Here is a 13,732-nt window from a genome sequence, read left to right as displayed (position 1 = left end):
GGTAAGTGACGTTTTTTGCACTAGATTTAAAAACAGGAAGGATATATTGCATGAATTTGGATTTTAGCCAAATCGTGCCCCACATCCCTTTTTTATTAGAAGGTGTATGGGTCACGTTACAATTTGTATCTGTTGCACTAATTCTCGGGTTAGTACTTGGAGTTATTTTGTCGATATTTAAAATTGGCCGTTTTCGTATTTTGCGTTGGATAGCAGACGCATACACGTCAATTTTTAGAGGAACTCCTTTAATTTTACAATTATCAATTATTTATTTTGGAATCCCCCAGTTTGGAGTGGATATCTCGGCTTATGTTGCTGGGGTACTGGCATTTGGGCTAAATTCTGCCGCATATGTCTCGGAAATCATTCGAGCTGGAATTCAAGCAGTGGATAAAGGCCAACGGGAAGCTGCAGAAGCATTAGGAATTCCTTATCGCCCAACTATGCTCCAAATCATTTTACCTCAAGCTTTTCGAAATATATTGCCGGCCTTATTTAATGAGTTTATCAATTTAACAAAAGAGTCAGCGATTGTTTCGATTATTGGGGTAATGGATTTAATGAGACGGGCTCAAGTACTGAATGCGCAAATTTATCGTTACTTTGAAGCGCTAATTTTCGTTGGGCTTATTTATTACTTGCTTGTGATGGTGTTGACGATTATTGGTCGCCTCATTGAAAGGAGATTACAGCGCAGTGATTAGGGTAGAGGATTTGCATAAGTCGTTTGGGAAGTTAGAAGTGTTAAAAGGAATTACTACAGAGATAAAAAAAGGAGATGTTGTCGCCATAATTGGTCCGTCTGGTTCAGGTAAATCAACGTTTCTAAGATGCATGAATTTATTAGAAAAGCCAACATCAGGTAAGATCTATGTTGGAAATGAAGAGCTGACGAATTCGAAGACCAATGTTTTACGTGTTCGTCAACAGATTGGCATGGTGTTTCAGCATTTTCATTTATTTCCACATATGACCGTTATTGGAAATTTAACATATGCTCCTATGACAGTAAAAGGGATTACGAAGCAAGAAGCCACTGAAAAAGCTGAAGCTTTGCTTGAAAAAGTAGGATTACTTGAAAAGCGAGATGAGTATCCGAGCCGACTTTCGGGGGGGCAAAAACAACGAGTAGCAATTGCGCGCGCGCTCGCGATGGAGCCAGAGGTTATGTTATTTGATGAGCCAACGTCTGCTCTTGACCCTGAGATGGTAAAGGAAGTGCTTGCTGTTATGAAGGATCTTGCGATATCAGGAATGACAATGGCAATTGTAACCCATGAGATGGGATTTGCTCGTGAAGTAGCTGATCGTGTTCTCTTCTTAGATCATGGTATTTTAATGGAGGATGCACCTCCAAATGAGTTTTTTAATGCACCTCGTTCTGACCGTGCAAGAGAGTTTTTAGAAAAAGTTTTATAGTGGGAAACCAAAGTATCATTTTCCATAGTGATACATCAATTTTGACAACAACGGCTAACAGGATCTCTGTTAGTCGTTTATTTGTGGCAAATAAGCTACAACTCTGTTGAGATAAAATTCATAACCACAATATGTGGTAAAATTAATAAAAAAGTTTACATAAATGGAGGAAGATATGTCATTTAAAATTGGCTACCGAACTCTTAAAACAGCGATTGGTGCAGGGCTATCGGTTGGAATTGCTCAAGCATTGAATTTAGAGTTTTACGTATCAGCTGCCATTATTACAATCCTCTGTATTTCAGTGACCAGAAGGGATTCATTAAAGGTTTCGTGGGCACGTATAGTTGCATGTATAATAGGGTTGGTAATAAGCGCTATTTTATTTGAGCTTATTGGGTATGCCCCTTGGACGTTGGCACTAATTTTGGTTTTGTTTATTCCGGTTGTCGTAATGTTAAAAATGAATGAAGGCATTGTTACAAGTTCTGTTATTATTCTTCACCTTTATACTGTTGGAGAGATATCAACAGCTCTCATTATAAATGAATTATTGTTGATTATAATTGGTGTAGGAATAGCATTGTTAATGAATCTTTACATGCCAAGCAGCGATCAAGCTTTAAAGCAATCACAACAAGAGATTGAAAGGAATTTTAAAACAATATTGTATGAATTATCGATTTATCTACGTTTTGGTGAAAGTAGTTGGGATGGAGCGGAAATTCCAGAAACGGTAGATCTACTACAAAAAGGAAAAAACATAGCGCTTCAAAATATTCAAAATCATATTTTACGTTATGAAGATCGATACTATCATTATTTTAAGATGCGTGAAAAGCAGTTTGAGATTATCGAACGCCTTATGCCTTATGTATCTAAAATGAACGAAACAGTTGAACAAAGTAAAGTGGTAGCGGACATGTTAGAAGAACTTAGTAATGCAGTAAGTCCTGCGAATCGAGTTCCGTATTTTCTAGACCGTATTCACTCAATGAAAAAAGGGTTTGAAGAGATGCCACTGCCTAAAACAAGAGAGGAATTTGAAGTTCGTTCTTCGCTTTTTTATATTATGCAAGAACTTGAAGAATACTTACATATAAAAGATCGATTATGGAATCATGTGGATAAAAAGAAGTTATAAAGATAAACTAATAAGAAAGGGTCGAGGGAGGAATCAAAATGAAACTCTCACTTCTTTCATTAGTCATTGTTTTGCTTGCTTCACCATTATGGCCGATTGGAGAAAATCCAATTGTTGGTGATCCCTTTATTATTGTGAACGTCAAGAACAATGAATTAGCTTTTATTAAGGATGGTGACATTCAAGATATCTTTCCGGTTGCAACTGGAAAAGCTGGAGATGAAACGCCACTCGGTACTTTTACTATTATTGTGAAAGCAAAAGACCCGTATTATCGAAAAAAAGATATTCCAGGTGGGAATCCAAATAATCCACTTGGTACAAGGTGGATCGGATTCGATGCAAAAGAGACAGACGGAAGAACCTATGGTATTCATGGGACCAATCGGCCTGAGTCGATTGGTTATGCGATTACGTCAGGATGTATTCGCCTACCCAATGCGATAGTGGAATCTCTTTATGATGAAATACCTTTAGGTACAACGATTTATATAACTGATCAAGAGAAAGCGTATATTGAGATCGCAAGGGAATTTGGTGCGATTGCCTGAAGAAAAACCTGGTGCAACTCTAAATGGAGTTGCACCAGGTTTTATGGTTACGTATAAACATACATTAGTTTTCAATTTAAAAGAATGATACGCCCATTAAAAGGGTACCAAGAACCATAGTGACAATCATAAGATAAATAATTGCTTTTTGAAATTTACGTGGCATATGAAACCCTCCCTTTAAATACCTTCTTTTATTTTACTTCTTTATTGCATTTTGGACAAGAGTAATCTAAAAATACTTATCAAAAGAGGAATGAAAATAATTAGGCAGAATAAAGTGTAGGGACCAAGTACGAAGGAGATGGCAGGATATGCAAAAGAGAATGAAGAAAATAGATCATATTGGTATTGCTGTTTTCTCTATTGAAGAAACCCTTCCTTTTTATGTAGATCATTTGCAGTTGAAATTGCTCGGAATAGAGGTAGTGGAGTCACAAGATGTAAAAGTTGCTTTCTTAGAAATAGGAGATTCAAAATTTGAATTGTTAGAGCCTTTAACAGAAAGGAGCCCGATCGCACAATTTCTCCAAAAAAGAGGGGAAGGAATCCACCATATAGCACTTAGTGTTAGCGACATAGAAACAAGAATTGCTGAAATAAAGGAGAAAGGTTTAAAAATGATCCATGAACAACCAGTTACCGGGGCCAGGGGAGCGAAAGTTGCTTTTTTACATCCAAAATCTGCAAAGGGAGTTTTATACGAATTCTGTGAAAAACAATAATGAAGCTCTTAATGTGTTTAAGTGGAAACTTGCTCTTTGTTATGGAGAAAGGTAACATTTAAAGAGGTTGTATCGGCTCGCCTGACTATAAGAACAATTATGGAGGAAGATTACATATGAATGAACAGCGCTTAATAGATGAATTTCTTGAACTAGTACAAATTGATTCAGAAACAAAACAAGAAGATGTCATTGCACCAATTTTAAAAAAGAAGTTTGAAGACTTAGGGGTTTCAGTTATTGAAGATGATGCTGCAAGTAAAACAGAACATGCTGCTGGTAACTTAATTTGTACGCTCGAAGGAACGAAGGAAGGCATTGACACAATTTATTTCACCTCACATATGGATACGGTTGTACCGGGAAAAGACGTGAAACCGTCTATTCAAGAAGGTTACATTGTGACGGATGGAACGACTATTCTCGGTGCAGATGATAAAGCGGGGATTGCTGCAATGTTTGAGGCGATTCGTGTGATCAAAGAACAAAACATTGAACATGGTACGATCCAGTTTATCATTACAGTTGGAGAGGAGTCTGGTCTAGTTGGAGCAAAGGTGATTGATCCGACTCTTTTAAAGGCGAAGTATGGCTTTGCTCTAGACAGTGATGGTCCTGTAGGTAATATTATTGTTGCAGCACCTACTCAAGCGAAAGTAAAAGCGACTGTTCTTGGAAAAACAGCACATGCTGGTGTGGCCCCTGAGAAAGGAATTTCGGCTATTACAGTTGCTGCAAAGGCAATTTCAAAAATGCCACTCGGTCGTATTGATGAAGAAACAACGGCAAATATTGGACGATTTGAAGGGGGAACGCAAACGAATATCGTTTGTGACCACGTTGCTATATTAGCAGAAGCAAGGTCTCTAATTGAGGAGAAAATGAAAGCTCAAGTTGATAAAATGAAAGAGGCTTTTGAGTCAACTGCGGCTGAGATGGGGACAAGTGCTGAAGTTGAAGTAGAGATCATGTACCCTGGATTTAAACTTGGTGAAGGTGATGAAGTAGTAGAGGTTGCAAAGCGAGCAATCACTTCCATCGGTAGAACGCCTAAGCTTTTACAAAGTGGTGGAGGAAGTGATGCCAATATCTTTGCTGGGCATGGGATACCAACTGTGAACTTAGCGGTAGGATATGAAGAAATTCATACGAAAAATGAACGTATGCCTATAAAAGAACTTGGGAAGCTATCTGAAGCGGTAATAGCAGTAATTAAGGAAGTGGCATCTAAATAATGTAAAAAGAGATTGTCTCATAGTACTTCTAACTCTGTAACAAATTTGTATCCAGGGTAGGAAGTGTGTTGAGACAATTTTTTTGTTGTAAGGGGGAGGAAGCTTTTAAAAACGAACACCTTTTCGTATAATGACGACAAGGGGGCCTGTAAAATGAATCGAGCACGTTTAATTTTTCATATAGATATGAATAGTTTTTTTGCATCTGTCGAAGTAGCTCATGATCCGTCTCTAAGAGGGAAGCCTGTAGCAATTGTAGGGAATCCGGAAGAACGAAGAGGAATCATTGTTACAAGTAGTTATGAAGCAAGAGCAAAAGGTGTTAAGACGACGATGCCAATTTGGCAGGCAAAGAAGTTATGCCCTAACTTAATAATTATCAGACCAAATGGCGAACGATATAGAGCTGCCTCAAAGAAGTTATTTGAAATCCTTTTTACATATACCCCCCTCGTACAACAAGTGTCTATCGATGAAGGCTATCTTGACTTGACTTCATATATGCAAGAAATTCATCCAATCAAATTAGCAACACAGATCCAAAAGAAAATTTTAAACGAACTACATCTGCCTTGTAGCATCGGCATAGCGCCAAATAAATTTTTGGCAAAGATGGCTAGCGATATGAAAAAGCCAAATGGAATAACAGTTTTGCGAAAACGGGAAATTGAACAGATGTTATGGATTCTTCCGATAGAGGAGATGCATGGTATTGGTAAAAGAACTGTTGATAAATGGAAAAAGTATGAGATCAGGACGATAGGTGACCTAGCAAAAGCAGACCAAGATTTCCTGCTTAGTAAGTTTGGTGATAGAGGGCTTCAATTGAGGGATAGAGCTAATGGGCAAGATGATCGTCCGGTCAATCCACATGCCTATTCAGAGTATAAATCGATCGGCCATTCAAAAACTCTGCGTTCTGATACAAAGAACAATCAAGTGATCGAGGCAACGTTAGAAGAACTTGCAAGACGTGTCTCCTTAAGGTTAAGGAAAAAAGAAATGTTTGCTAGAGGCGTACAACTGACAATCCGTTATCATGATTGGAAAATGATTACGCGTAGTTATAAATTATTAAATCCAATTCAAGCACAGGAAGATCTTTTGAAAGAAACTAATACACTATTTGAAAAGGCTTGGAATGGTGATTCAGTTCGCTTATTAGGAATAAGCACATATGACTTACTTGAAAAAAAATATGCTTATAAACAATTAGATTTATTTTCTTATAAAGAGGAAATAAAAAAAGAAGAAGTAATAGAAACGTTAAATCTTTTGCGAGAGCGCTTTGGTAATGATGCTATTCGAAAGGGATGGAAAAAACAAGAAGGTAATTAAAGTAAACATCTAGTCATTATCCACCGATAATAGAAGTAGTAGATTTAAGATGACCGGAGCGTGAGGCGAATGCAGATTCAACAACCTTTACATACATCACAGCAATCTGAAAGACTGAATCACATAAAAGAAGGGGACGTATATAGAGTTACCGTAAAAGAACATCGAGGTACAGGTGAAGCGTTACTTTCTGTAAGAGGTAAAGAGGTTGTAGCTAAGTTTGAAGGGAACATTCCATCAGGGGAACGAACGACGGTTCAGGTGCTCGGCTCCGACGCTGAACGTATTCGTGTTAAAGTCCTTCACGATGAGGGCAGAAGAGGTACACAGCAAGCGAGAAGTCAAGAGCAAGGAAGTCAGCAAGGTGTTACTCAAACATTACGTCAACTTGGAATCCAACAGCCGAGTTCAGAGTTGCGACAAGCAGCGACTATTCTGATGGATAAAGGTGTTGCCCTATCAAGGGAAACGGTACGAGTTCTACAAACTTTTGTGAGTGGAGAAAGACCGGATCAACGATTACAAACGATTCAAGCGTTAGCGAATAAGCGACTCGAGGTGACCTCAACTCATCTTCATTCCATACATGAAACAATACATGGTCGTCCGATAAATGGAGTATTAACGGATTTAGCAAAGGAACTAAAAAGTGATTTTAAGGTAGAACCAGTTACAAGGGAACGATTAGAGAGGGTGACACAAGTCCAAGCTTCGGTTATTCGAGAAGTTCGCCAAGAGGTCCAAGCAGTACGAACGGTTAACGAAGCGAGTGAGCAAATTGAAAGACGATTGATTCAAAGTGAACGGGTAAGCCGTGAACAGGTTGGCCAATTAGAACGCGTGATTCAAACTGCTAGAAATGATGCAGCGCGTGGCCAGGAACGAGCTGGAGTCGACCGAATTGTCCAAGCTCTTGACCAAATGGAGAGGGAAGCAAGGGGAAGTCAACCCCAACCCCGTGAAGGAAGTGTCTCACGAGTGGTCGAGCAAGTTGCACAAGTCCGAAGTGAAATCGCGCGAGAGCCGACTCAACGAACGACAGAGCGAGTACAGCAACTCGCGAATCATCCACAAATAGAACGGGAAACGAGCCGAGCAATCGAACGGACAGCTTTAGAAATTCGGAATGCTGATCGAGTGATGACAGACCGGGTTGTTCAAGCACTGCAACAAGTCGAACGAGCAACAGGGAACGCAGCGGAACGTCAAGCAAACCAGGAAGTTCGAATGCAAGTGGAACAACAAGGTCTGACACAAACAACAAGAGGCCGAGTGGAGACGGTAAGCAGACAAGCAGAAGCCAATCGCACGCCCGGTCATGAACAGTTGACCCGTGAAATTCGTCAAGCGAATCAAGTCGAGCAAGCAGCGCGGGACCGTTTAGAACGAGCTGTGAATCAAATCGAAAGACAAGTTCAGCAAGGGAATATAGAGCGATCAATACAAGCCCAAGCTTCATCTATACGAGAGGTACGCCAAGAGGTCCAAGTAGCCAGAACGGTGAACGAAGCAAGTGAGCAAATTGAAAGACGATTGATTCAAAGTGAACGGGTAAGCCGTGAACAGGTTGGCCAATTAGAACGCGTGATTCAAACTGCTAGAAATGATGCAGCGCGTGGCCAGGAACGAGCTGGAGTCGACCGAATTGTCCAAGTTCTTGACCAAATGGAGAGGGAAGCAAGGGGGAGTCAACCCCAACCCCGTGAAGGGAGCGTCTCACGAGTGGTCGAGCAAGTTGCACAAGTCCGACATGAAATCGCGCGAGAGCCGATTCAACGAATGGCAGAGCGAGTACAGCAACTCGCGAATCATCCACAAGTAGACCGGGAAACGAGCCGTACTGTTGAACGAGTGGTAGCAGAATCAAGACATCTTAACCAAATATCTAATGAAAGATTGAGTCAATCTCTGCAGCAGGCTGAACGATCGGCTAGTAATGAAGGTAGTCGTCAAGCTCTTGTAGATGTTAGACAAAATCTTGTACAAAATGGCTTATCTCATTCTGTTAGCGAGAAAGTAGAAACAATCATTAGGCAGATGACAGCTTCGGATCCTCAAACAGGTCAACAGCTTCTTAAATCATTACGACAGGCAAATCAATTACAAAGCGTTGCAAATGACCGACTGCAGCAATCATTGCATATGATTGAGCAAAATATCAAAGCAGAAGTTTCATCGCGTGAAAATAACTTTAATTCAAGGTCTTTAGGAGAAGTGGTAAAAGAAGCAGAGACAGCGCTGCGAAGGGAAGCTTCATTAGAACGTGCCATTCAAAGAGTGGATTCTTTACTAAGTAGTCACCACACACTCTCGGCACAAGAACAAAACCAATTTAGACAATCAATCAGCGATGCAAGAGAGTTGCAGCAACAAGGTAGAGAATTAAAGTCCCGTCAAGAAGTAGCCCAAGCAATAGAAAATATTAAACAAACAAGCCAGTATAGGCAGCAGGAAACGTCTGTTTATACCCAAAATGAAGCGTTCCAAACAAGTGTAGATATGGCCAGTAAATCAATTGCTGTAACAACAGTTACGGAAAAAATGGCACAAATGACAAGCGATTTTAAGAAACTACAACGAGATATTACTCGAAACTTAGATCTTGTAAATCGGCAAATTGAGCAATTTCGTGCTCAAGCACAACCTCAAGTAAAGCCATTACTAGAAACGACGATTAAAAATCTGGATAATGCCATCTTAAAAAGTGAGATGATGTTGCTAACTGATATGAAAACAGAGCGACAGCTAATGCAAGCATCTAGTCAATTAGCTGAAGCGAAAAAGTTATTAACACGAGGAAAGTATCGGGAAGCAAATGAGATCGTTCGTGAGGTCAAACAGCAAGTTGAGAGACTACAATTTCAACCGTCAGAAACGAAAATAAAAAACTTTACAGCAGCAAATGAACAAGCATTACGTGAAATGCAAACGCCAAGTCAATCATTTGGGTCTAAATATATTGAAACAGCCCGAGGACCCATGCAAGAAGGTTCTCCCCGAGCGATGTTTGAAATGGTGAGAAATGTTGGATTAAACCGAGATAGTGAAGTAGGTATGCAACTAGCATCCGGACGTGAACAACATGAATCATCTGAACGGAATTTAAAATCGATATTAATGCAGTTAGCTCGTGGAGAAGAAGAAGGCTCTAGGGTGCAACAGCTTGCCAATCAAGCTCTTTCGAATGTAACAGGACAACAGTTATTAAGTAGAACTGATCAGCAAAGTAATTTACAAAGTTTGTATTTACAACTCCCGTTATTGCTAGAAAATAAAGTAGAGAACCTACAAGTGTTTGTCAATTCACGAAATGAAGGCCAGCAAGTAGATTGGGAGAATTGCAGTCTATACTTTTTGATGGAAACACCTAAGATGGGCGAAATCGGAATTGTTGTATCGGCAACAGAACGACAGCTTTCGATTACGTTAAAGAATGATAAAGTTGATTTTCAAGACAAGATGGAGCCTCTTGTACAAATGGCTGTTGAAAAGCTCTCTGATATCGGTTATTCGATAAATGGCATTAATTATAGCAAACTTACTAATAGTGATGAATCCATCGGTAAAGAGGAACAGGAATCACCTCAAAAACCTGTATATGGTGAGGAAGGGTTTGATTTTAAAATATGATGGTCTCAAAGCATTTTAACCATAAACAACGTAAACAAATCAATGGACCTACAGCAGCTGTAATTCGGTATGATGATGAAAAGGGAGGAACGCCGAAAGTCGTAGCGCACGGCAAAGGACAAGTCGCCCAACAAATAATGGAACTTGCTAAAAAGAATAATGTTCATATGCAAGAAGATGCAAACCTTGTTGAAAACCTTTTAGATATGGATCTGGGAGATAATATTCCCCCACAGCTTTATTCGGTAATGGCAGAGATTTTACTTTTAATCGAAGAAATGGAGAAAAACTATTAAACTTTCTTAGGAATATACCGATAGTAACAATAAGTAATATTAATGAATATGGAGGTGGAAAGATTGACCACGATCCTGACAAACGAAGTTCTTTATCAAAAGTCATCTCAAGAACTTACCACTTTACTGTATGAGTCATGTATCAATCATTTAGAAGATACACTTACACATATTGATAATAAAGATTATGTTAATGCAAATAAAAAGCTACAGAAGGTCAGTGACATTATTCAACGCCTTGGTGCTGGTTTAAATTATGAAGCGGGTATAATTGCTGATCAACTTGAGCTAATTTACAACTATATAGCTGATAGACTAGTTGAAGCTAATTTTAAAAAAGATAAAGAGATTATCCATGAAGTACTAACTCTTTTATCGCGAATTTTAGCGTCTTGGAATGAAGCAATGAAAACCAAACAAACACCTTTAACAAAAGGTGACAAGCAAAAAGCAAATGCGTATGAATCAAATTCAATATTTAAGTAATGGAAGGAAGTCGCTAACATGAAGATAAATAATAATATTCAGGCATTAAACTCTTATCGTAATTTATATCAAAATCAAACAAACACGTCAAAAAACCTAGAAAAACTTTCTTCTGGCTTGCGCATTAACCGAGCTGCTGATGATGCAGCAGGACTTGCAATCTCTGAAAAAATGCGATCCCAAATTCGAGGTTTAAAAATGGCTGAGCGCAATGCAATGGATGGAATTTCTCTCATGCAGACAGCGGAAGGAGCTATGCAAGAAGTTCACGCAATGTTACAAAGGATGCGTGAATTGGCTGTTCAGGCAGCAAATGACACGAATACCGACGATGATCGTCAAGAAATTAATAAAGAAATTCAGCAATTAGTAGAAGAAATTGATGAAATCTCTGAGAAAACGGAGTTTAATACTCAAAAATTGTTAAATGGAGAAAATGGTACTAACACTCCTCTTACCTTATTCTTCCAAATTGGAGCAAATGCTGATCAAAGTGTAGATTTTGACATAGAAAAGATGGATAGCACAGAATTAGGTATCAACAACATTAGTGTTTTAGAAAGAGATAATGCTGTACAAGCAATCAGTGCAATTGATGAAGCCATTAAAGCGGTTTCTGCTCAACGCTCAACACTAGGTGCTATTCAAAATCGTCTGGAACACACGATCAATAACCTTCAAGTCACTCATGAAAACTTAACAGCAGCTGAATCTCGTATCCGTGATGCAGACATGGCGCTTGAGATGACAGAGTTCACTCGTAACAACATTTTGAACCAATCAGCAACAGCAATGCTTGCGCAAGCAAATCAATTGCCACAAGGTGTCTTACAACTTTTACAATAACAATGATAATGACGAGAGGGTCTCCTTCTCGTCATTATTTCTAATTGAATTTTAATTAATGTGGTAAAATAATAAAACAAGACTTTGAGAAAGCAGGTGCTGCATCATGGATGTACAACGAATCGCTAAGACGGGACTCGGACGCATTGAACCGAAAAAAGTAGGCCCGGAAGCAAAGGTATCCTTTCAAGAAGTGATGGGGAAGCAACGCGATGAAAAAGCATATGAACGCTTAGCTCAACTGATGAGCAAGATTGATGATCAAGGAAAAGTACTTGCTGAAACGAGGACAGTTGATGAATTACGAAAATATAAACAACTTGTCAAAGAGTTTATGGAGGATGCCGTTCAATTTGGACTAAGTTTAGAAGAGCGCCGTGGTTTTAATCGCAGAGGGCGAACGAAAATATATAAAATTGTTCAAGAGGTTGATCGAAAACTTTTAGATTTAGCTGATGCTGTGCTCGAGAAGCAAAAAAAGGGATTGCAAATTCTTGATATGGTTGGTGAGATTAAGGGGTTATTAGTAAATATATATGCGTAATGACTCAATGAGAGACTTCGTTAGTTCGTCATAATCATTGAGTCTTTTTTATTTAAAGTAAAGGAAATACAACTAATAAGAGTAGATTAAACATAAGGTGGGAGACAATGGCTACTAATAAATTGTTCGTTTTTAAATAAAGCAAGGACCAGACAAACCCGGCAATCAAAGCTGCGATCACAAGCAAAAGGCTGCCTGTAAAAAGATGAGCACCTGCATATAGGCAAGTTCCAATGAACGCTGCACGGTATAATGTTGTTCGTTTTCTTAATCGTTTAACGATAAATCCCCTCCAAAACCACTCTTCCCCGGGGATAATTACAAGGAATAGCCAGATATAATGAATCCATTCAGTTGGTTTTACCAAATTATATAGAGATTCCAACTGGTTCATTAAGGGAATATCCGTTATCGTAATAAACCATTGTCCAAAAGCAAACAGCATGTATAGAATCACACCACTAAAAATACTGGTTAGCCACTCTTTTTTTGTTGGAAATCTTAAAAAAGGGGTTTCGCAGATCCAACTAAATATGGTTAAGAGTATTAGTGATATAGGAAACAAAATCCAAAAATCAAATGGTTGCAAAACAAAGCTTAAAATTAAAAGAATGACTGCTATAATAAAGCCAAGAATAAAAGCGAGATCATGTTGTTTCATTAATCGGTCCCTTCTTTACTATTACATTAGGAGATGAGAGATGGAATCACTAGTTTTCACCTATAAAACCATTATAAAGGCACCACTAGCTGATGTGTGGAACTTCTTTTCAACTGCTGAAAATTTCGCTGAAATTACTTCTGTGCCAAAAGTAACGATTTTGTCCGACCCTGAAACAAAAAAGGGGAATGAAATCGTAATGAAACTTACCTATGCTGGGCTATCGGTGAATTGGATAGCGTTAATTGAAGAAGTAAGTCCACAAAAATACTTTATTGATAAAGGAATTTCACTCCCGTTTCCATTTATTTATTGGAGGCATGAGCATACTTTTACCGAAATAGAAAAAGAAACCGTTATGACGGATAAGGTAATGTTTAAAGCGATTGTTCCAAGTGTAATTACAGAGCCTATTTTATTATCAATGTTTCGTGGTAGAGAAAGAGCAATTAACAGGGTCTTTCCGTTTCAAGATTAGATTGGGAGTCTTTTTGTTTTAACTTCTTCTGTTCTGGGGAAGCTACGAACAAAAGGAGTGGCAAGTATGCATTCAAAACAAACGGTTAAATACATATGTGAAACATATCCATCTGGTAATCATTATTATTACAAAAAAGAGTTGATTACTCACGACTCATGGGAAAATATTGACTCACTAAGGTGGTCAACTGCGAGACCGATTTCCAAGGCTACATTTCTAAAGCGTAAGAAAGAAGGTTATAAAGTCGAATATCGGTCAATAAAAAAGGCTCCAGCTGAAGTTATTCCTTTAAGAAAAAATGAACAAATAGTGAAATGAAATTGTTTGTAGGTTGATTTTGTTGGCTTACTCGTTAAGTTTTATGTACACTTAG

Annotated in this window: 16 protein-coding genes; 14 read left to right on the top strand and 2 right to left on the bottom strand. The window is 38.7% G+C overall.

From position 1 onward, the window contains the following. Positions 1-50: 50 nt before the first annotated feature. The 4 genes from AC1FXZ_RS13660 to AC1FXZ_RS13645 all read left to right on the top strand — a co-directional run bounded on the left by AC1FXZ_RS13660 (position 51) and on the right by AC1FXZ_RS13645 (position 3,117). Positions 51-707, top strand: a complete 657-nt coding sequence (locus AC1FXZ_RS13660) for an amino acid ABC transporter permease (protein WP_480054529.1) — start codon at positions 51-53, stop codon at positions 705-707. Further along, positions 700-1,422, top strand: a complete 723-nt coding sequence (locus AC1FXZ_RS13655) for an amino acid ABC transporter ATP-binding protein (RefSeq protein ID WP_480054527.1) — start codon at positions 700-702, stop codon at positions 1,420-1,422. Before AC1FXZ_RS13660 ends, AC1FXZ_RS13655 begins: the two co-directional genes overlap by 8 nt. A 175-nt stretch (positions 1,423-1,597) precedes the next feature. Further along, complete coding sequence (locus AC1FXZ_RS13650) at positions 1,598-2,566, top strand: aromatic acid exporter family protein (protein ID WP_480054525.1); 969 nt, start codon at positions 1,598-1,600, stop codon at positions 2,564-2,566. Positions 2,567-2,604: 38 nt separating this feature from the next. Beyond that, entirely contained in the window at positions 2,605-3,117 is a 513-nt protein-coding gene (locus AC1FXZ_RS13645; RefSeq protein WP_480054523.1) for a L,D-transpeptidase, read from the top strand. Between the two features lie 76 nt (positions 3,118-3,193). On the opposite strand, the gene prli42 is transcribed toward AC1FXZ_RS13645, so the two are convergent. Next, positions 3,194-3,283, bottom strand: a complete 90-nt coding sequence (gene prli42, locus AC1FXZ_RS13640; protein ID WP_250096056.1) for a stressosome-associated protein Prli42 — start codon at positions 3,281-3,283, stop codon at positions 3,194-3,196. Between the two features lie 148 nt (positions 3,284-3,431). Between prli42 and mce the strand changes: the two genes are divergently transcribed. From mce to AC1FXZ_RS13600, 8 genes are all read left to right on the top strand, one after another. Then, positions 3,432-3,842, top strand: a complete 411-nt coding sequence (gene mce, locus AC1FXZ_RS13635) for a methylmalonyl-CoA epimerase (protein ID WP_480054520.1) — start codon at positions 3,432-3,434, stop codon at positions 3,840-3,842. A gap of 116 nt (positions 3,843-3,958) precedes the next feature. Beyond that, positions 3,959-5,077: a M20/M25/M40 family metallo-hydrolase gene (locus AC1FXZ_RS13630; RefSeq protein ID WP_480054518.1), complete on the top strand. Its 1,119-nt coding sequence runs from the start codon at positions 3,959-3,961 to the stop codon at positions 5,075-5,077. Positions 5,078-5,230: 153 nt separating this feature from the next. Beyond that, positions 5,231-6,415 (top strand): DNA polymerase IV, encoded by a 1,185-nt coding sequence (locus AC1FXZ_RS13625; protein ID WP_480054516.1) that lies wholly within the window; start codon positions 5,231-5,233, stop codon positions 6,413-6,415. Positions 6,416-6,484: 69 nt separating this feature from the next. Then, complete coding sequence (locus AC1FXZ_RS13620) at positions 6,485-10,045, top strand: coiled-coil domain-containing protein (RefSeq protein WP_480054514.1); 3,561 nt, start codon at positions 6,485-6,487, stop codon at positions 10,043-10,045. Further along, the gene (locus AC1FXZ_RS13615; RefSeq protein WP_480054512.1) at positions 10,042-10,341 is read left to right on the top strand and encodes an EscU/YscU/HrcU family type III secretion system export apparatus switch protein; all 300 of its coding nucleotides are present in this window, start codon (positions 10,042-10,044) and stop codon (positions 10,339-10,341) included. The genes AC1FXZ_RS13620 and AC1FXZ_RS13615 overlap by 4 nt, the downstream gene beginning before the upstream one ends. 54 nt (positions 10,342-10,395) lie before the next feature. Beyond that, complete coding sequence (fliS, locus tag AC1FXZ_RS13610) at positions 10,396-10,827, top strand: flagellar export chaperone FliS (protein ID WP_480054724.1); 432 nt, start codon at positions 10,396-10,398, stop codon at positions 10,825-10,827. 18 nt (positions 10,828-10,845) lie between these two features. After that, entirely contained in the window at positions 10,846-11,673 is an 828-nt protein-coding gene (locus AC1FXZ_RS13605) for a flagellin N-terminal helical domain-containing protein (protein ID WP_480054510.1), read from the top strand. A 106-nt stretch (positions 11,674-11,779) separates the two neighbouring features. Then, positions 11,780-12,217, top strand: coding sequence for a YaaR family protein (locus AC1FXZ_RS13600; protein WP_480054508.1), 438 nt, complete (start codon positions 11,780-11,782; stop codon positions 12,215-12,217). 52 nt (positions 12,218-12,269) lie between these two features. Here the strand turns inward: AC1FXZ_RS13600 and AC1FXZ_RS13595 are convergent, their stop codons facing one another. Then, positions 12,270-12,878, bottom strand: coding sequence for a CPBP family intramembrane glutamic endopeptidase (locus AC1FXZ_RS13595; protein WP_480054506.1), 609 nt, complete (start codon positions 12,876-12,878; stop codon positions 12,270-12,272). A 40-nt stretch (positions 12,879-12,918) separates the two neighbouring features. Here AC1FXZ_RS13595 and AC1FXZ_RS13590 point away from each other — a divergent pair, with 40 nt between their 5' ends. Both AC1FXZ_RS13590 and AC1FXZ_RS13585 read left to right on the top strand, forming a co-directional pair. Beyond that, a complete protein-coding gene (locus AC1FXZ_RS13590) occupies positions 12,919-13,356 on the top strand; it encodes an SRPBCC family protein (protein WP_480054504.1) in 438 nt (145 codons plus the stop codon). A gap of 66 nt (positions 13,357-13,422) precedes the next feature. Further along, positions 13,423-13,677, top strand: a complete 255-nt coding sequence (locus AC1FXZ_RS13585) for a hypothetical protein (protein WP_480054502.1) — start codon at positions 13,423-13,425, stop codon at positions 13,675-13,677. Positions 13,678-13,732: the final 55 nt, after the last annotated feature.

The sequence above is a fragment of the Halalkalibacter sp. HAAS-P014 genome, from assembly GCF_056619965.1.
The sequence above is the reverse complement of the archived record's forward strand: the minus strand, read 5'-3'. Positions and strand labels throughout refer to the sequence as shown.